Consider the following 17,968-nt stretch of genomic DNA (forward strand, 5'->3'; position numbering starts at 1 on the left):
TTAATAGAATCGTGAGGCGCGCCCCTCTGTCCTGCCGGACATCTCCCCCGCAAGGGGGGAGATCGGCTGTCATCAATGACGGTTCTTTATTCTGCAACGTTGGCGATTGGCACGGACAGCCGTGAAAGCCAATCTCCCCACTTGCGGGGGAGATGCCCGGCAGGGCAGAGGGGCGCGCTGTCCCGCCGGCGTTTCTATTTAAAAAATGAACCGCTCTAGAAGTCCATTCCGCCGCCCGGCATAGCCGGAGCAGGGGCTTCCTTTCTGGGCTTCTCGGCGATCATCGCTTCCGTCGTGACGAGGAGGCCTGCGATCGAGGCCGCATCCTGGAGCGCGGTACGCACGACCTTTGCCGGATCGATCACGCCGGCCTTGTAGAGATCGCCATATTCTCCGGTCTGGGCGTTCCAACCATAGGAGAAGTCCGGGTTCTCACGCAGCTTGCCGACGATGATCGATCCTTCCGCGCCGGCATTCTCGGCGATCTGGCGGGCCGGCGCCTCGATGGCGCGGCGTACGATCTCGACGCCGACGCGCTGGTCTTCATTGGCGACAGGAAGATTGTCGAGGGCCTTTACCGCGCGCAGAAGCGCTACACCGCCGCCGGGCAGGATGCCTTCCTCGACGGCTGCGCGCGTCGCGTGCAAGGCATCGTCGACGCGGTCCTTGCGCTCCTTCACCTCGACCTCGGTCGATCCGCCGACGCGAATGACGGCGACGCCGCCGGCGAGCTTGGCCAGACGCTCCTGCAGCTTCTCGCGATCATAGTCGGAGGTGGTTTCCTCGATCTGCGCCTTGATCTGGGTGACACGGCCCTGGATCTCGTCCTTCGAACCGGCACCGTCGACGATGGTGGTATTCTCCTTCTCGACGAGCACCCGCTTGGCGCTGCCCAACATATTGAGCGTGACATTTTCGAGCTTGATGCCGAGATCTTCGGAGACTGCCGTGCCGCCGGTCAAAATGGCGATGTCCTCGAGCATGGCCTTGCGGCGATCGCCGAAGCCCGGCGCCTTGACGGCTGCGACCTTCAGCCCGCCGCGCAGCTTGTTGACGACGAGCGTGGCAAGTGCCTCGCCTTCGACATCCTCGGCGATGATCAGCAGCGGCTTGCCCGATTGCACGACCGCCTCCAGCACCGGAAGCAGGGCCTGGAGATTGGAAAGCTTCTTCTCGTGGATGAGGATGTAGGGATCCTCGAACTCGACACGCATCTTTTCCTGGTTGGTGATGAAATAGGGCGAGAGATAGCCGCGGTCGAACTGCATGCCTTCGACCACTTCGAGCTCGGTCAGGGCGGTCTTGGCTTCCTCGACGGTGATCACGCCTTCATTGCCGACCCGTTCCATCGCTTCGGCGAGGAACTGTCCGATATCGGTATCGCCATTGGCGGATATGGTTCCGACCTGGGCGATTTCCGAATTGTTGGAAATATCGCGGGCGTTCCTTTTCAGCTCGTCCACTACCGCATCGACGGCGAAATCGATGCCGCGCTTCAGATCCATCGGGTTCATGCCTGAAGCGACCGCTTTTGCACCTTCGCGCACGATCGCCTGGGCCAGCACCGTGGCTGTCGTCGTGCCGTCGCCGGCCACGTCGCTGGTCTTCGACGCCACTTCGCGCAGCATCTGGGCGCCCATGTTCTCGAACTTGTCCTCCAGTTCGATTTCCTTGGCGACCGATACCCCGTCCTTGGTGACGCGGGGTGCGCCGAACGATTTGTCGATGACGACGTTGCGGCCCTTGGGGCCGAGCGTCACCTTGACGGCATTGGCCAGAATATCGACGCCGCGCAGCATCCGATCGCGTGCATCCGAATGAAATTTCACGTCCTTGGCAGCCATTGTTCTACTCCTTCATGAGGCAGCGTTCATTGACAGGTCAATTCTCAGGCGGCTTTCATCTGTGCGGCATCGGTTTCCACGATGCCCATCACATCGGCTTCCTTCATGATCAGCAGATCCTCGCCATCGAGCTTGATCTCGGTGCCGGACCATTTGCCGAACAGGATGTGGTCGCCGACCCGGACATCGAGCGGCTGCAACTGCCCGCTGTCGTCGCGGGCGCCGGGGCCGATGGCGATGACTTCGCCTTCCTGCGGCTTTTCCCTGGCGGTATCGGGGATGATGATGCCGCCGGCGGTCTTTTCCTCGGCCACGACGCGGCGAACCAGTATGCGATCATGCAATGGGCGGAACTTCATTGTTCTCCTCCTGGACAAACAAGGGTGGAAAGCTCCTCGCGCCGAGCTGAAAGCACCCGGCACGGGACGCGCAGCCCGTCAAACGGCATCGCGCGCGCGGAAAATCTGGTTGCGGCGAAAATCCGTTTCAAGAGGAGTATAGCAGAAAATTTCAGCTTACCGGAGGCGGCGGCCCGAGGTCTTGCGGCGGTGGTTTTCTTGCCTGCCGCGCTCAACCCGCCTCATATATCCTCCTCGTCATCTTGCGATAAGAGATCGACAAGCTCCGCCGCCCGTCCGGAAGGGGGTGGAATTCCCTCCTTCACCAGCGCTTCGTCATTGTTGATCCACCCCCATGCCTGCATGAGTTCGTCGAGCGTGGCGCCTGTGGTCACGATATCGGCGACCAGCGTGTCGTCGACCGGTCCAAGTACGGAAATGACCTCTTCTCGCGTGATGCTCACCATCTCAAGCTCTCCTCAATTCCCGCCAGATCGGCCAGGCGGATCGGCCCGGCCACTGCGAACCGAATGCTCCTTCTTTCGACCAGATAGGCAAAAGCCGGGAATGATCAACGGTTGCGCGGCGGGTTTGTTCTGCCGTGGGGCTTGTGCGGCGTGGCGGCAGACGAGGGACAGGACGAGCGCATGTTCCCGCCGCTATTCATCCTTTTGACTGAATAGATCAAAATTTCTATGCATTTTTAAGTATTTATTTTCCTGCGTTCTGTCTGTTCAAAGGTCTTTTTGCCGGTTCCCATTTGTCGCGTCAGCAAATAGTATCTGTTTTTTCAAGATGGGGGTTTGGAAGGGGCGGGCGTGCTGACCGTATATAATTGCATTGTAAACGAGCATGATCTGAGGCTGGTTTTCCTGGCCGCGGCCGTTTGTGCGCTGGCCTCGTTTGCTGCAGTCAATCTTCTGCGCCATGCCCGCAGGTCGAGCGCCAGGACGTTGTGGCTGTCGGTTGCGGCTGTTTCATGCGGTTTCGGCATATGGGCCACGCATTTTATCGCGATGCTGGCGTTTTCCCCCGACCTTCCGCAGGGTTACGACATCACGCTTGCGGCCCTATCGCTGGTCATCGCAGTTGCTATGACCGGCCTCGGCGGTCTGGTCGCGGTGACGAGCCGGGTGTCTTATGGCGATCTGCTGGGCGGTGGTATCGTCGGCGGCGGCATCGCGGCGATGCATTTCACCGGGATGGCGGCTTTCAAGACCACGGGACAAATCGTCTGGAATCCTGCATTCGTCGTGGTCGCCATCGTGCTGGGGCTGGTTCTCGGCGCTGCTGCCATGCGCACCGCACTGCTCGCCGGCGGTGGGATGAAGAGCAGGATCGCCGGCGCGGCGCTCCTTACCCTCGCCATATGCAGCCATCATTTCGTTGCGATGAGCGCCATTTCCATTCTACCTGACAGCTCAATTGATGTTCCGGCCACTGCAATCGCCTCCAGTTGGCTTGCGGTCGCAATCGCGCTGGCCAGCATCATCATTCTCATGTCGGCGCTGGCGGGCCTCGCCGTCGACATGCGGAGCCGCCGGACCGCCGTGGAAATGGACCGGATGCGCAAACTGGTCAACGCCGCCGTCGAAGGTCTCGTCATCTGCGATGGAGACATCATCATCACCGCCAATGAGAGTTTTTCCGCCCTCTCCGGCATCGATAGCCCATCGCTCATCGGGACTTCGATCCGATCGATTCTGCCCGACCCCCATGTCCGCACCAGGCTTGGAAGCGATCACAACGAGGTGCTGGAGGCGGATCTGATCGCAGCCGGCGATGCGCTGATACCGGTGGAACTGATCGCCCAGAACATCGAATTCGGCGGAAGGCGGCACCGCGCCATTGCCATTCGCGATCTGCGGGCCCGCAAAGCGGCGGAGGCGCATATCAGCTATCTCGCTCATCACGACATGCTGACCGGACTGCCGAACCGCCGCAGCTTTTCAGCGAGGCTCGATCAGCTGATCGCCACTATGGATATCAGGGGTGAAAAACGCGTTGCCCTGCTTTGCCTCGATCTCGACCGCTTCAAGGAGATCAACGATCTCTTCGGCCATGCCGCGGGCGACACTATACTGCAGAAGGTGGCGGAAACCATCAGCCGTCTGCTGGACAGCGAGGATATGCTGGCCCGTCTGGGCGGCGACGAATTCGCCATCATCATGCCCGGCGTCACCAGCACTGCGGCGGTCAGCCGGCTGGCGGAAAATATTCTCGACGCCCTCCAGTCCGAAAACGAGAAATCCCCGATGCGATCGATCGTATCGAGCAGCATCGGCATTGCCATCTATCCGATCGACGGCACCGATCGCGAGACATTGCTTTCGCATGCGGATACGGCGCTTTACCGCTCCAAGGCCGAGGGACGGAACACTTATCGTTTCTTTGAAGCGAAAATGGGCGAGGAGACGAGAGAACGTCGGCTGATCGAGCATGAATTGCGCCAAGCCATGTCTCGCGGTGAGCTCAAGCTGGTGTATCAGCCGCAGGTGCAGATCGACAGCGGTGAAATCATCGGCTTCGAGGCCTTGATGCGCTGGCACAACCGGTTGCGCGGCGATGTGCCTCCGAGCATTTTCATACCCATCGCCGAGGAAAGCGGCCTTATCATACAGCTTGGCGATTGGGCCTTGCTGGAGGCCTGCCGCGAGGCCGCCTCGTGGGAAGAACCATTGACGGTGGCTGTGAATATCTCAGGCGTCCAGCTCCACAGCCAGGGGTTCGCGCAAAAGATTCATGATGTGCTGCTCAAGACGGGCTTGCCACCGCACAGGCTGGAACTGGAGATCACCGAGACGGCGCTGATCAAGGACATGAACCGTGCATTGGGCACATTGCGGCAGGTGAAATCGCTCGGCGTCCGCGTCGCCATGGATGATTTCGGCACGGGCTATTCCTCACTGTCGAATATTCGGGCGTTTCCGTTCGATGTCATCAAGATCGATCGCTCGTTCATCAAATCGGTCGACAAGAATGCACAGGCCGCCGCCATCGTCAGGGCCGTTCTCGGGCTTGGCCGCGGGTTGGGCCTGCCCGTTCTGGCGGAGGGGATCGAAACCTCGGATGAATTGAAGTTCCTGATCGATGAATTCTGCACCGCAGGGCAGGGCTTCCATCTCGGCGAGCCGGCTTCGATCGAGCATTTCGACCATATCGTCCACGCCAACAGTCATGTCGGGGAAAAGAAGGCCGCGGCGTCGTGACGTGGGCTCGCCCAGCCGGCGGCATCGATGCAAATTTGCCCGGCGTCGCAGGCGATCTGCACAGCTTCATCGCCTGCAAGCGAAATTCGCCATTGAAGCGGCGGATGCCTTCGGCTAGAAACGCAACGCGCATCGGGTTCGCCCGATGTCTGCACCCGTAGCTCAGCTGGATAGAGTGCTGCCCTCCGAAGGCAGAGGTCACAGGTTCGAATCCTGTCGGGTGCGCCATTTCAGAACAGAACTATGAACGCCGAACGCCGCCGTTTTTACGCTTGAAGCGGCGACCAGCGTTCGCAGCAGTTCCGACTTCGATCCCATGATGCGAACCTCGTCGTCGGCGACTTCGACGCGCTGCGCCAGCGCACGCAGATGGTCGCGGCGGTAGCCGCCATCATCGAGTCGTATGCGTTCGCGGGCTTTGCGGGCGAAGCCCTTGAGCATATCGGGGGTGACGCCCTGATTGCCTGAACTGTCGAGCGCGAGCTGCGTGCGCTCCGCGTCGGCGGCGGCTTGATCCCGCAATGCCTTAAGGCTGGTCATACGCTCCTTCGCCATCGCGTCATCCTTGTCCACCATGCCGGCTTCGATGGCGTCAAAGAGACGGCCGAGCCGTTGGTCGGTTTCCGTGATTCGCCTGTAAAGCTCGGCAAGATGCTCTCGGCGGCGTTCGGTGCGCTCCTGCCGGCGGTCAATGACGCTGGCGAGGACGGTTTCCAGCCGTTTGGGCTGGAGAAGGCGATCCCCGATATGATCGGCGACAAGATGGTCCAGTTTGTCCATCGGGATCGTGCGGCCTTTGCAGCCGGTCTTGCCCTGCCGGGCCTTGGTTGAGCAGGTGTAGTAGCGATATGTCGCGCCCGTGCTGCCTCTGCCGGTGCGGAGCGTCATCGCGCCCCCGCATTTGGCGCAGAAGCAAATGCCGGTCAGCAGCGTGGGGCCGCTGGAGACGCGCGCCGGCGTCACCATGGGATTGCGGGATTTGAGACGGGCTTGTACCGCATCGAAAATCTCGCGCTCGATCAGAGGCGGCACCGCCATGATAGCGACCTCGCTCTCCGGCTTCTTCTCCCGGTCCTTGTGGGAGCGCGTGTTGAACCTGTGCTCGCCGATATAGGTCGTGCGGGTCAGGATCGCGTGGATTTGCGCCAGCCCCCAACGCCCGCCGTCGCGGGTGAAGAAACGACGCTCATTGAGATAGGTGGCGATGGCCTTGACGCCCATCGCGCCGGACGTGCCGTCGCCTTCAAGGAACAGGCGGTAGATCATGCGCACGGTGTCGGCGTGCAGCGGGTCGATCTCCAGCTTCTTCTTGATCTTCGATCCCCGCTGCTCGGCCGCGACGATGCGATAGCCGATGGGCGGCCGTGCGCCGTTCCAGAAGCCTTGCCGGGCATTCTCGTTCATGGCGCGCAGGACGTGCTTGGCGTTCTCCTTGGACTGGTATTCATCGAACAGCGCCATGATCTGCCGCATCATCTGGTGCATGGGATCATCGCCCATTTCCTGCGTGATCGAGACCAGCTTGACGCCATTCTTCGCCAGTTTCCTGACGTAGAACTCCATCTCGAAGTGATCGCGGAAGAACCGACTGAACGAATGGACCACGACAATATCGAACGGCGCGGGCTTGGATGTGCCCGCCTCGATCATGTGCTGGAACTCCGGGCGCCTGTCGTTGGTGGCGGTTGCGCCCGGTTCAACATAGGTCTCAACGAGCTGGTAGCCGCGTTGCTCGCAATAGGCTTCACCCTGCCGCTTCTGGTCAGGAATGGAAATGTCATGCTCGGCCTGCCGGGCAGTTGAGACGCGCAGGTAAAGCGCGGCACGGGCGGTAACGGTTGGGCTGTGCATGTTCATGACCGATCTCCTATAGCCTTCCTCGGCTTTGCGCGGTCTATCAGGGGCAACGCCAGTTCCACGCGGTCATGCACCACCTTGGGCGCGAGCTTGCGGCCGTGGCCCGGCTCAAACCGCACAAGGCCATAGCTCTCCATGGTTTTCAGGGTGCGTGACAGATTGGAGCCGGCTCGGCCGGTGATTTCCGCCAGTTCTTCCAGCGATGCCGGGGCTTTCTCGGCGATGACGCGAAGCAACTCGCGGTTCCCTGCCGACAGCACCTTGGCGAAGGATTCGGTCGAGGTGAACCACACCTTCGGATCGCCGGGCGCGGGCTTTTCCTCGCCCTTGGCAATCCGCATGGTGCGGGCCTTCATTTCTTCATAGTCGGCAATCCCGACTTTCAATGTGGTCATAGGGCACCTCGCTCCTTCAACACCGCGTCCACCGCCTGCCAGAAGTCGGCCAACAGCGTGGCCGCATCCTCGTAGGCGTAGGGCTTCACGGTCTGGAGACGATGCCGATGGTCCATCGGCTCACCCCTCCTGCCTCGTCCGACCGGATGGGCGTTGTCGAAGCCAACCAGCCGTTCGCCCGAAGGCCCGTGAAGCGTGAGCGAATAATCGAGACCGTGCGGCTTTTCCGGCGAGACCGGAACGCGGGTGACGACGAACTTCACCCAATAGCCGCCCTCGGGATCGACAAAGAGCATCTGTCCATCAAGGTCCAGAAGTGTGTCGAGGCCCGGATCACGATGCCCGCTCACGCCTTTTTCCTATCAGTTTGTGATAGGAATTGCAAGCTGTCATCCGGCTTTCTCGGGCTCAAGAGTTCGTCGAACACATCGCCGAACCAACGCTCGAACACGTCAATCTCGGCCTCGGTGACGGGAATGTCCTCCGGCCAATCGTCCGTGACACGCATCCTCTGTCCATCCGGGCCGAGAAGTGGCGTGTCGCTGGCTCGCGTTCGGCCGTCCGGCGTGGGATCGTCGGCGTAATCGAAAAGATCGTCGGGAAGTGGTTCGGGGATCGACTGTCGCGGTCGCCCTTTGCGGGCGCGGCGGCGCTCTGCGCACATGGAATCCTCCTTGGTGCTGGTGGACTCCGGGGCGTTCAAAACCCCGGAATTAAGCGAACCATGGAGGGCAGTCGGCGGCCTGTAGCGTGCCGCATTTGCGCCTATGCGCTCGCGGCACCCCTGCCGGAATGGGGTTAGCTGGCGGCTCGCCGTGCCTTGGCGAAACCGCGATCCGTGGCGATGAAGTGTTGAAGCATCGGCACGATGAGTTTGGCGGGATCGGCGACGGGCTGGCCGCTCTGGCGGGCCAGCACCTCGGCATAGGCGATCAGATCGAGGTTGAGCGTTGCGGGCAGCTCCAGCATGACCTTCACGGGCTTGTCGTTGGGCAGCGGGCCAAGTTTCAGCTTGGTCATGGTCAACCTCCTGTCGGCTCGAACACAAGGTCGCGGGTCACGATGATCCTGACCGGGAAGCCGGGCCGGATGGTCAGCGTCGGCGCGACCTGCAACTGGCGCTGGACGATCTGCTGGCCCGCCTGATTGACGGTATCCTGCGCCCCGTCACGGATGGCCCGGATCAGCCGGTCCTCGTCGCTCGTCGCCAGTTCCGTGCCGACAGCGAGCAGCGTGGACAGCCCTGCGGCCTTCATCAGATCCCACCAGTGATAATCGACGCCATCCTCAAGGCCGGCGTAGCCGCTGGCGTCTGCGCCCGGCAGGCGCTCCAGAACGATGGAACGGCCGCCCGGCAGGATCAGACGATTCCACACCAGCAACACGCGGCGCTGACCGAAGGTCACGCCGTCATCATATTGGCCGATGATGCGCGTTCCCTGCGGGATCAGGAGCAGCGAGCCGGTGGGGCTGTCATAGACGTTCTCGGTGACTTGCGCGGTGATCTGCCCCGGAAGATCGGAACGGATGCCGGTGATGAGCGCGGCGGGGATCACGGCGCCGGCTTGAAGGATGTAGGGCGAGGCCGGCGGCGCGACGCGATCCGGCGCGACGGTCTGACGGTCGACGGGTCCATTGAGGAAAGCCGCGTGCCGGTCCTGCGTCGCGGGCTGTCCGCCGAGGCCAAGACCGGCAAGGCCGGGCACGGCCGTCCCTGCCGGCGTTCCCGTGCGCGAGCCGGACTGGAAGAACACGTTGCTCAAGCGCGCGGCTTCTTCCTCGGCGCGGCGGCGTTCTTCTGCGGGATCGACGGCGGGCGTCGTCATGACGGACGGCGCGACCGGCTGGCCCCTGTTCTGCGCGTCGAGGATCGGACGGCCCAAATCTCCGGGCAGCGCGGGGCCGAGCACTGGCCCCGTATAGTCGCGCGGCAGACCGGACAGTCCGTCCGCCGTGGGCCGGTTCTCGGTCGAATAGAGTTCTTCGCCTCCCGGTCCCGCATCGTGGGTCTGGAGTGCGTAGATCAGCGCCCCGCCGATGCCGAGCAAGGCGACAGCGCCGACGCCTGCCAGCATCTTGCGCGACAGGCGCGTGACGCGGGGCGTTTCGGCGCGCAGGCGCATGGGGGTGGCGGTATCGGTATCGCTCATGAGGACGATCCTCCCGTGGTCGTGCTGGCTCGCTCTGCTGCTGCCTGCGTCGGGTTGATGCGGACGATCCTGACGACCTGCTGGCGGTTGCCGCTGCCAAGGCGCAACTCGGCCGCACCGAACAGCCTGTCTACGATCAGGATGTTCTGATGGATTCGGCTGTTGACGATCTGCGGTTCGCCGTTGGAGCCGAGCACGAAGATCGGCGGCATCTCGCCCTGCACGATCCCGGCCGGGAAGACGACATAGACGCGCCGGCCATCATCGAAGACGGAAACCGGCCGCCATGGCGGGCTGTCGCCCTGCACTTGCAAACCATAGCGATAGTTCCGCGCCGCCTCGGCCGGGATAACCGGGGCGGTCGGGATGGTCTGGCGCTGGCCGGCAGGCGGTGCGGGATAGGCCCATGCCACGGCCGGCATGTAGAGCGATTCTCGCGCGCGCAGCTCGAGCATGTAAGTGCGCCGGTCGGTGGTGACGACAAGGTTCGTCGAAATGTCCGGCCGCGTCGGCTTCACGAGGATATGGACACGGCGGTTTGCACCGCTGCCGCTCTCGGTGTCGCCGATGATCCAGCGGGCGGTGTCGCCCGCCGCAATCGGCCCCGCGCCTGTCAGGCTCTCGCCCGGCTCCAGCGCGATCGTCGTGATCTGCCCGACTGCGGCATAGACCTGATAGAGCGCGCCTTCCGACCACGGATAAATCTGGATGGCGTTGTAGTAGCCTTCCCGGCGCGGCTCTACGCGAGCGGCTGCATTGGCGTTCTCGACGCGGCCGGTCGGCGTGCCTGCGGCGGTGCCGCCCCGCGCCACGGTCCATGCCGGGGGCACATGCAACTGCCGGGGCGTGTTGTCGGTCGCCGCCTCCTGCACGGTCGGCAACGGCGGCACGCTGGCGTCGTAGCTGAATTGCGGCGTCCGGTTGGTGGCGCAGCCTGCAAGCATGGTGGCCGAAAGCAGCACGGCCGCGATTGCCGGGGTGCGGGTGATCGTCCTCATTGGCTCATCTCCCGCGACCACGAAATTGCGTTGACGTAGATGCCGAGCGGATTGGCGCGCAGGCCCTCGGCGTCACGCGGCGGCTGGATGACGATGGTGAGGATGGCCGTCCACCGCTCCGTGGTGGAAAGCTGACCATTCTCGAAATGACGTTCCGTCCACGCCACACGGAAGCTGTTGGGGGACGCCCGGATGACGCTCGACACCTCGACAGCGACCTGCTGGCGGCCGACCTTGGCGAAGGGATCGTTTGCCCTCGCGTAGTCGTTCAATGCTGCCGCGCCGCGATCCGTGGTCCATTCATAGGCGCGAAGCCAGTTCTGGCGGACAATGATCGCGTCGGCCGGGATCGCGCGCACCTGCTCGATGAAGCGGCCGAGATGGAAAGCGATCTGCGGATCGGTTGGGCGATAGTCGGCGGCGGCCGGCGCAACGGTTTGCGCCTGACCTAGATTGTCCACCTGCACCACCCACGGCACCACCGTCCCGCGCGCAGACTGCCAGACCAGCGCCGAGGCGAATCCGGCCGACAGGATCAGCGAACCGAACGCCATATAGCGCCAGTTTTTCGCCTGCACGCGGGCCGAGCCAATGCGCTCGTCCCATGCCTGCGCGGCTTTCTGATAGGGCGTCTCGGGTTCCGGCGATTTGCCGTAATGGGTTGCTGGTCGTTTGAAGATGCTCATGAGGGGTCACTTTCGGAAAGGTTGACGGAGGAACCGGAGCCGTGGCTGTCGCCGGAGCGCACCGCATGGGCGGCCATGGTCGTGCCTTGGTTCATGGCCTGCGAGCGCCGCATCTGCTGCGCCCAAGCGGGAGGGCTGCCGGCCGGGGCGGATGATGCGGCCGGGGCGGCGCTTGCGCCGCCGACCGTGCCCATCGACGATGTGCCGCCACCGGCGGCAAAGCCTGCGCGCGCGCCATCGGTGAAGCTGGACTTTACGGATTCGCTGGCACGCGCGGCGGCACGTTTCAGTGGCGAGACGGGGGCCGATCCTGCGGCGCGCGCGACACCGCCAAGGCCGGAAGCGACACCGGCCGCGCCGGACTGGCCGAGCGCGCCGACGCTATAGGCTGCGGTTGCCGCGCCCGCGGCCGTCGCGCCGCCGCGGACGGCCGCGGCCCCACCGGACAGGGCGGCAGCGCCGCCCTTCGCGGCGAGCATGGCCCCGCCGCCAGCGGCGACGCCTGCACCTGCAACCGCAAGCCCGGTTCCCACGGCTGCGCCCGCGCCGAGCTGCGGGCCGCCCGAGACGATGCCGTTGGCGATGCCGGGGCCGAAGATGCCGAGACCGAGCAGCGACAGTGCGGCGAGCACAATCGCCATGGCGTCGTCGATGGTCGGGGTCGCCCCGCCGAAACCTGCCGTGAACTGCGAAAACAAGGTGCTGCCGATGCCGATGATGACGGCGAGCACCAGCACCTTGATGCCGGAGGACACCACGTTGCCCAAGACCTTCTCGGCCATGAAGGCAGTCTTGCCGAATAGGCCGAAGGGGATCAGCACAAAGCCGGCGAGCGTGGTCAGTTTGAACTCGATCAGGGTCACGAAAAGCTGGATGGCGAGGATGAAGAACGCCAGCACGACCAGCGCCCATGCGAACAGCAGGCACGCGATCTGGATGAAGTTCTCGAAGAAGGCGATCCAGCCCATCAGGTCGGAAATGGAGTCGAGCAGCGGGCGGCCGGCGTCGAGGCCGGTCTGCGCGACACGGCCCGGCCGCATCAGATCGGTGACGGAGAAGCTGGTCCCCGACGCCATGAGGCCGAGGCCGGCAAAGCTCTCGAAGACGATCCGGGCGAGGTTGTTCCAGTTGGAAATGATGTAGGCGAAGACGCCCACGAACAGGGTCTTCTTGACCAGACGGGCGATAATGTCGTCATTCGCGCCCCATGCCCAAAAGAGCGCGGCGAGCGTCACGTCGATGACAATGAGCGTCGTGGCGATGAAGGCCACCTCGCCGCCGAGCAGGCCGAACCCGCTGTCGATGTAGGAGGTGAAAACCCCGAGGAAATTGTCGATGACGCCCGTGTTGCCCATGGTCAGCGCGCCTCGCTGCGGTCACGGCCGAGGAAACGGTCGCGGGATTCTGCCCATGCGGCGAGGCAGTCGGCGTCACTCGCCGCCGCCTCGCCGAGCTGCTGGCAACGGCGCAGGGTTTCGCGTAGCGGGTCGGCCGGCGGCTGGAGAGCCGGCGCGGCGGGCGGCACGGAAGGTTCGTCCTTCCGCGCCATGTCGATTGCGGTCGCCGTGACGGCGATGGCGATGGCGATGAACACCACGGCCCCGAACCGGGCCAGCATCTTGCCGTCCATGGCGAGCCTCCCGTCAGTTGTTGCCGTTGAACATCTGCGCGTTGCCGGGCTGGTATCCGCTGCCCGGCGTCAGGAACCGTTCGCGCTGGATGCGGCCCTGTTCGGCGGCGGTCGCGCGCTCCGCTTCTGTCAGCGCATCGGCGCGGCCGTTTGCCGAGATGACCGCGATCAGGTCGGAAAGCTGGTGCGACTGGAGGGCGAGAAGCTGGTTGCCGGCCTGCGTCGCCTGCAATGCCCCGGTCGCGCCCTGACTCTGGCCGACCAGCGCGGCCATCTCGGCGCGGTTGCTGTCGATATTGCCGACCGCGCCCGCCTGCACGCGCATGGCGTCCTGCAAGCCGCCGACCGTGTTCTCCCAGCGGCTGCGCGCATCGGCGACAAGCTGTGCGTCGGTCGCCGAAAGCGAGACATTGCCATATTGCTGCTGGAACGCTTGGTCGATCTGGCCGACCTCAAATGCGATGTTCTGCGCCTGCCCGAGAAGCTGCTGCGTGCGCTGGACGCTCTGCTGAATCTGTTGGAGCGAGCTATGCGGCAGGCTCGCCAGATTGCGGGCCTGATTGATGAGCATCTGCGCTTCGTTCTGGAGCGAGGTGATCTGGTTGTTGATCTGCTCCAGCGTGCGCGCGGCGGTGAGCAGGTTTTGCGCGTAGTTGGTCGGGTCATAGACGATGCGGCCGAGACCGAATTGCGCATGGGCCGGGCTGCTCAGCATGGGAGACAGCGCGAGCGGCGCGGCAAGCATCGTCGCAGCCATGAAAATGGCGCGCGAGGGGGAACGACGAATGGTCATGGTTAGGACTCCTTTTCGGGCTGGGGGATGAGATTGGTAAGGTTGGGGATCAGGTCGGCCGCCCAATCGACGCCGCGATGACGCAGCCAGCCGGCAAGGAAGCCGTCGCGGCCGTGTCCGGCATGGATGCGCGCGATTTCGGTCTGGTCGGATTTGGAAGATGCGGCGCAGAGCGCGAGGCCGACTTCGGACAGGCCAAGCTCGAACAGGCGATTGCCCCTCCGGCTTTGGCAGTAATAATCCCGCTTGGGCGTGGCCCGTGCGAGGATTTCGATCTGCCTGTCATTGAGGCCGAAGCGGCGATAGATGGCCGTGATCTGCGGCTCGATGGCCCGCTCGTTGGGCAGCAAGAGCCGCGTCGGGCAGCTCTCGATAATCGCGGGCGCGATGTTGCTGCCGTCAATGTCAGACAGGCTTTGCGTGGCGAAGATGACGGAAGCGTTTTTCTTCCTGAGCGTTTTCAGCCATTCGCGGAGTTGGCCGGCGAACCCCTCGTCGTCCAGCGCAAGCCAGCCCTCGTCAATGATGAGCAGCGTGGGCCCCCCGTCCAATCTGTCGGCGACGCGGTGAAAGAGGTAGGCGAGCACGGCCGGGGCCGCGCCGGTCCCGACAAGGCCCTCGATCTCGAACGCCTGCACGTCCGCCGATCCCAAGTGCTCTGTCTCGGCGTCGAGCAACCGGCCATAGGCACCGCCGACGCAGAACGGACGAAGCGCCTGTTTCAGATCGTTGGATTGCAGCAGGACCGCAAGGCCGGTGATGGTGCGTTCTTCGACCGGCGCGGAAGCGAGCGAAGTCAGCGCCGTCCAAAGGTGTTCCTTGACCTCGGGCGTGATCGCCAGCCCCTCGCGCATGAGGATGGCCGCAATCCAGTCCGCCGCCCATGCGCGTTCATAGGTATCGTGGATGCGGGCAAGCGGCTGGAGCGAGACGGCGCTATCTGCCCCTTCTGTCAGCCCGCCGCCAAGGTCGTGCCAGTCACCGCCCATGGCGAGCGACGCAGCGCGGATCGAACCGCCGAAGTCGAAGGCGAAAACCTGCGATCCCGCATAGCGCCGGAACTGCAAGGCCATGAGGGCGAGCAGCACGCTCTTGCCCGCGCCCGTGGGGCCGACGACAAGGGTATGGCCAACGTCGCCGACATGGAGACTTAGCCGGAACGGGGTAGAGCCTTCGGTCCTAGCGTATAGCAATGGAGCGTCGCCGAAATGCTCGTCCCGTTCCGGCCCCGCCCACACCGCCGATAGCGGGATCATGTGGGCGAGATTCAAAGTGCTGATGGGCGGCTGACGGACATTCGCGTAGGCGTGTCCGGGCAGGCTGCCGAGCCAGGCATCGACGGCGTTGACGGTCTCGGCCATCGCGGTGAAGTCGCGGCCCTGAACGATTTTCTCGACCAGGCGCAGCTTCTCGTCGGCAAGGCGCGGGTCGGCATCCCAAACGGTGACGGTCGCCGTGACGTAGGCCATGCCCGCCACGTCCGCCCCAAGCTCCTGCAACGCCATGTCGGCGTCGAGCGCCTTGTTGGCGGCGTCGGTGTCCACAAGCGCGGACGCCTCGTTCGTCATGACCTCTTTCAGAATCGCCGCGATGCTCTTGCGCTTGGCGAACCACTGACGGCGGATGCGGGTCAGCAGCCGCGTGGCGTCGGTCTTGTCGAGCAGGATCGCCCGCGTGCTCCAGCGATATGGAAACGGCAGCCGGTTCATTTCGTCGAGCAGGCCCGGCGTCGTCGCGGTCGGGAATCCCACGATGGTCAGCACGCGCAGATGCGCGTCACCAAGGCGCGGCTCCAGCCCGCCGGTCAACGGCTGGTCGGCGAGCAGCGCGTCGAGGTGCATGGGCACCTCGGGCACGCGCACGCGATGCCGGTTGGTCGAGATGGTGGAATGGAGATAGGTCAGCGTCGCGCCATCATCCATCCAACGGCACTCGGGCATGAAGCCGTCGAGCAAGGCCAGCACGCGGTCGGTGCGGTCGATGAAGGCGCGCAGCAGCTCCCACGGGTCCACGCCGGTTTTCTCGCGGCCCTCGTAGAGCCATGTTTCGGCGCGCGCGGCTTCCTCGGCCGGGGGCAGCCAGAGGAAGGTCAGGAAACAGCTCGACACGAAATGCGCGTCCGCTTCCTCGAAACCGGCCTTGCGCTCGGCATCGACCAGCGCCGACGCGGGATCGGGAAACATGCTGTCGGGATAGGTCGCCGCCTCGCTGCGCTGTGCCTCGACGAAAATACTCCAGCCGGAGCCGAGACGGCGCACGGCGTTGTTGATGCGGCCGGCGACGGCGACCAGCTCGGCCGCGACGGCGGAATCCAGATCGGGACCGCGAAACTTCGCCGTCCTCTGAAAACTCCCGTCCTTGTTCAAAACGACGCCGGAGCCGACAAGCGCGGCCCATGGCAGATAGTCGGCGAGCCGGGTGGCGGTGCGGCGATATTCGGCAAGGTTCATCATGGCCGCGCCCTCACACTGACAGGAAAGCCGGGATGCGCAGATGCCGCCGCCCGACTTCGACGAACTGAGGATCGCGTTTCGCTGCCCATACGGCCGCGAAATGGCCGATGGCCCAGACGGCGATGCCGACCAGCCAGAGGCGCAGGCCGAGGCCCACGGCCCCGGCGAGCGTGCCGTTCATGATGGCGATGGAGCGCGGTGCGCCGCCGAGCAGGATATGCTCGGTCAACGCCCGGTGGACCGGGATTGAAAATCCCGGCACCGCGTCGAGTTGTTCAAGGACGCCCGCCATCAGATGAGCGCCCCGCCGCCGAACGAGAAGAACGACAGGAAGAAGCTGGACGCGGCAAAGGCGATGGACAGGCCGAACACGATCTGGATCAGGCGACGGAAGCCGCCGCTGGTATCGCCGAACGCGAGGGTCAGGCCCGTCACGATGATGATGATGACGGCGATGATCTTGGCGACCGGCCCCTCAATGGACTGGAGGATGCTTTGGAGCGGTGCTTCCCACGGCATCGACGAACCGGACGCATGGGCGGCCGGGGCGAGCATGAAGCTGATGGCAAGGGTGGATGCGGCGGTCGCGGCAGAGCGATAGCCGCGCGAAAGGGTGTGGATCATGAAGGGTCTCCTGTTCTGATGGTTGCGGGGGTGATGCGGTAGTCACCGTCCGGGCCGAGACCTTCGACGCGGGCGAGTTCGGCCAGCCGGCGCGCGGAACCGCGCCCGGAAAGGACGGCAACAAGGTCGATGGTCTCGGCGATCAGCGCGCGCGGGACGGTGACGACAGCCTCTTGAATGAGCTGTTCAAGGCGGCGCAGGGCACCGATGCCGGTGCCGGCATGGATGGTTCCGATCCCGCCCGGATGCCCCGTGCCCCATGCTTTCAGAAGGTCAAGGGCTTCCGATCCACGCACTTCGCCGACAGGGATGCGGTCGGGGCGAAGGCGCAGCGAAGATCGCACCAGATCGGAGAGCGTCGCCACGCCGTCTTTCGTCCGCATGGCGACAAGGTTGGGCGCGGCGCATTGCAGCTCGCGCGTGTCCTCGATGATGACGACGCGATCCGCCGTCTTCGCCACCTCGGCGAGCAGCGCATTGGTCAGCGTGGTCTTGCCTGTGCTGGTACCGCCCGCGACGAGGATGTTTGCGCGGGAGGAAACTGCCGCGCGTAAAGTCGCGGCCTGATCGGCGGACATGATGCCCGCCGCTACATAGTCGTCGAGCGTGAACACCGCGACGGCGGGCTTACGGATGGCAAAGGTCGGGGCGGCGACCACGGGCGGCAATAGACCTTCAAACCGCTCCCCGCTCTCGGGCAGCTCGGCCGAGACGCGCGGGCTGCGGGCATGAACCTCCGCGCCGACATGATGCGCGACCAGCCGCACGATGCGTTCGCCATCGGCGGCGGACAGGCGTTCGCCCGTGTCGGACAGCCCTTCGGACAGGCGGTCGATCCACAACCGACCGTCCGGGTTCAGCATCACCTCGACCACAGCCGGGTCTTCGAGCAGCCGGGCGATTGCGGGGCCGAGCGCGGTGCGCAACATGCGCGCGCCGCGCGCAATGGCTTCCGGTCTTTGGTGGTTGGTGGTCATGTCGGCCCCGTTTC

19 protein-coding genes and 1 tRNA gene are annotated in these 17,968 nt (G+C 64.2%); 2 read left to right on the forward strand and 18 right to left on the reverse strand.

The features are described 5' to 3' along the window. Window positions 1-215: 215 nt before the first annotated feature. The 3 genes from groL to C5748_RS21060 form a co-directional block, all read right to left on the reverse strand. Window positions 216-1,844 (reverse strand): chaperonin GroEL, encoded by a 1,629-nt coding sequence (gene groL, locus C5748_RS21050; RefSeq protein WP_105743998.1) that lies wholly within the window; start codon window positions 1,842-1,844, stop codon window positions 216-218. 44 nt (window positions 1,845-1,888) lie between these two features. Next, window positions 1,889-2,203 carry a co-chaperone GroES gene (locus tag C5748_RS21055; RefSeq protein ID WP_105744000.1) on the reverse strand — a complete coding sequence of 105 codons (315 nt, stop codon included), beginning with the start codon at window positions 2,201-2,203 and terminating at the stop codon, window positions 1,889-1,891. A 221-nt stretch (window positions 2,204-2,424) separates the two neighbouring features. Further along, entirely contained in the window at window positions 2,425-2,649 is a 225-nt protein-coding gene (locus tag C5748_RS21060) for a hypothetical protein (protein ID WP_342588375.1), read from the reverse strand. A gap of 351 nt (window positions 2,650-3,000) precedes the next feature. Between C5748_RS21060 and C5748_RS21065 the strand changes: the two genes are divergently transcribed. Together C5748_RS21065 and C5748_RS21070 are read left to right on the forward strand one after the other, a co-directional pair. Next, window positions 3,001-5,391, forward strand: coding sequence for a bifunctional diguanylate cyclase/phosphodiesterase (locus C5748_RS21065; protein ID WP_105744002.1), 2,391 nt, complete (start codon window positions 3,001-3,003; stop codon window positions 5,389-5,391). Between the two features lie 151 nt (window positions 5,392-5,542). After that, window positions 5,543-5,619: transfer RNA gene (locus C5748_RS21070), tRNA-Arg, on the forward strand. Here C5748_RS21070 and C5748_RS21075 read toward each other — a convergent pair. From C5748_RS21075 to trbB, 15 genes are all read right to left on the reverse strand, one after another. Next, window positions 5,590-7,248 carry a recombinase family protein gene (locus C5748_RS21075; RefSeq protein ID WP_105744004.1) on the reverse strand — a complete coding sequence of 553 codons (1,659 nt, stop codon included), beginning with the start codon at window positions 7,246-7,248 and terminating at the stop codon, window positions 5,590-5,592. The genes C5748_RS21070 and C5748_RS21075 overlap by 30 nt on opposite strands. Continuing rightward, window positions 7,245-7,643 (reverse strand): HVO_A0114 family putative DNA-binding protein, encoded by a 399-nt coding sequence (locus C5748_RS21080; protein WP_105744007.1) that lies wholly within the window; start codon window positions 7,641-7,643, stop codon window positions 7,245-7,247. Before C5748_RS21080 ends, C5748_RS21075 begins: the two co-directional genes overlap by 4 nt. Next, entirely contained in the window at window positions 7,640-7,993 is a 354-nt protein-coding gene (locus C5748_RS21085) for a toxin-antitoxin system TumE family protein (RefSeq protein WP_105744009.1), read from the reverse strand. The genes C5748_RS21080 and C5748_RS21085 overlap by 4 nt, the downstream gene beginning before the upstream one ends. After that, window positions 7,990-8,307 (reverse strand): hypothetical protein, encoded by a 318-nt coding sequence (locus C5748_RS21090; RefSeq protein ID WP_105744011.1) that lies wholly within the window; start codon window positions 8,305-8,307, stop codon window positions 7,990-7,992. The genes C5748_RS21085 and C5748_RS21090 overlap by 4 nt, the downstream gene beginning before the upstream one ends. A 134-nt stretch (window positions 8,308-8,441) precedes the next feature. Further along, a complete protein-coding gene (locus C5748_RS21095) occupies window positions 8,442-8,663 on the reverse strand; it encodes a DUF2274 domain-containing protein (protein ID WP_105744013.1) in 222 nt (73 codons plus the stop codon). Window positions 8,664-8,665: 2 nt separating this feature from the next. Further along, entirely contained in the window at window positions 8,666-9,793 is a 1,128-nt protein-coding gene (locus C5748_RS21100) for a TraB/TrbI/VirB10 family type IV secretion system protein (RefSeq protein ID WP_105744015.1), read from the reverse strand. Next, window positions 9,790-10,791: a P-type conjugative transfer protein TrbG gene (trbG, locus tag C5748_RS21105; protein ID WP_105744017.1), complete on the reverse strand. Its 1,002-nt coding sequence runs from the start codon at window positions 10,789-10,791 to the stop codon at window positions 9,790-9,792. Before trbG ends, C5748_RS21100 begins: the two co-directional genes overlap by 4 nt. Next, window positions 10,788-11,477, reverse strand: a complete 690-nt coding sequence (trbF, locus tag C5748_RS21110; RefSeq protein ID WP_105744019.1) for a conjugal transfer protein TrbF — start codon at window positions 11,475-11,477, stop codon at window positions 10,788-10,790. The genes trbG and trbF overlap by 4 nt, the downstream gene beginning before the upstream one ends. Further along, entirely contained in the window at window positions 11,474-12,832 is a 1,359-nt protein-coding gene (gene trbL / locus C5748_RS21115; RefSeq protein ID WP_105744021.1) for a P-type conjugative transfer protein TrbL, read from the reverse strand. Before trbL ends, trbF begins: the two co-directional genes overlap by 4 nt. Window positions 12,833-12,834: 2 nt before the next feature. Next, window positions 12,835-13,107: a putative entry exclusion protein TrbK-alt gene (gene trbK-alt / locus C5748_RS21120; RefSeq protein ID WP_105744023.1), complete on the reverse strand. Its 273-nt coding sequence runs from the start codon at window positions 13,105-13,107 to the stop codon at window positions 12,835-12,837. A 13-nt stretch (window positions 13,108-13,120) separates the two neighbouring features. Next, window positions 13,121-13,900, reverse strand: a complete 780-nt coding sequence (gene trbJ / locus C5748_RS21125; protein ID WP_105744025.1) for a P-type conjugative transfer protein TrbJ — start codon at window positions 13,898-13,900, stop codon at window positions 13,121-13,123. Window positions 13,901-13,902: 2 nt separating this feature from the next. Beyond that, complete coding sequence (trbE, locus tag C5748_RS21130) at window positions 13,903-16,353, reverse strand: conjugal transfer protein TrbE (protein ID WP_105744027.1); 2,451 nt, start codon at window positions 16,351-16,353, stop codon at window positions 13,903-13,905. A gap of 10 nt (window positions 16,354-16,363) precedes the next feature. Then, a complete protein-coding gene (locus C5748_RS21135) occupies window positions 16,364-16,645 on the reverse strand; it encodes a VirB3 family type IV secretion system protein (RefSeq protein WP_105744029.1) in 282 nt (93 codons plus the stop codon). Beyond that, window positions 16,645-16,977 (reverse strand): TrbC/VirB2 family type IV secretion system protein, encoded by a 333-nt coding sequence (locus C5748_RS21140; protein WP_105744031.1) that lies wholly within the window; start codon window positions 16,975-16,977, stop codon window positions 16,645-16,647. Before C5748_RS21140 ends, C5748_RS21135 begins: the two co-directional genes overlap by 1 nt. After that, window positions 16,974-17,954 (reverse strand): P-type conjugative transfer ATPase TrbB, encoded by a 981-nt coding sequence (gene trbB / locus C5748_RS21145; protein ID WP_105744033.1) that lies wholly within the window; start codon window positions 17,952-17,954, stop codon window positions 16,974-16,976. The genes C5748_RS21140 and trbB overlap by 4 nt, the downstream gene beginning before the upstream one ends. Between the last annotated feature and the right edge of the window lie 14 nt (window positions 17,955-17,968).

Source organism: Phyllobacterium phragmitis (assembly GCF_002980495.1).
GTDB lineage: Bacteria > Pseudomonadota > Alphaproteobacteria > Rhizobiales > Rhizobiaceae > Paramesorhizobium > Paramesorhizobium phragmitis.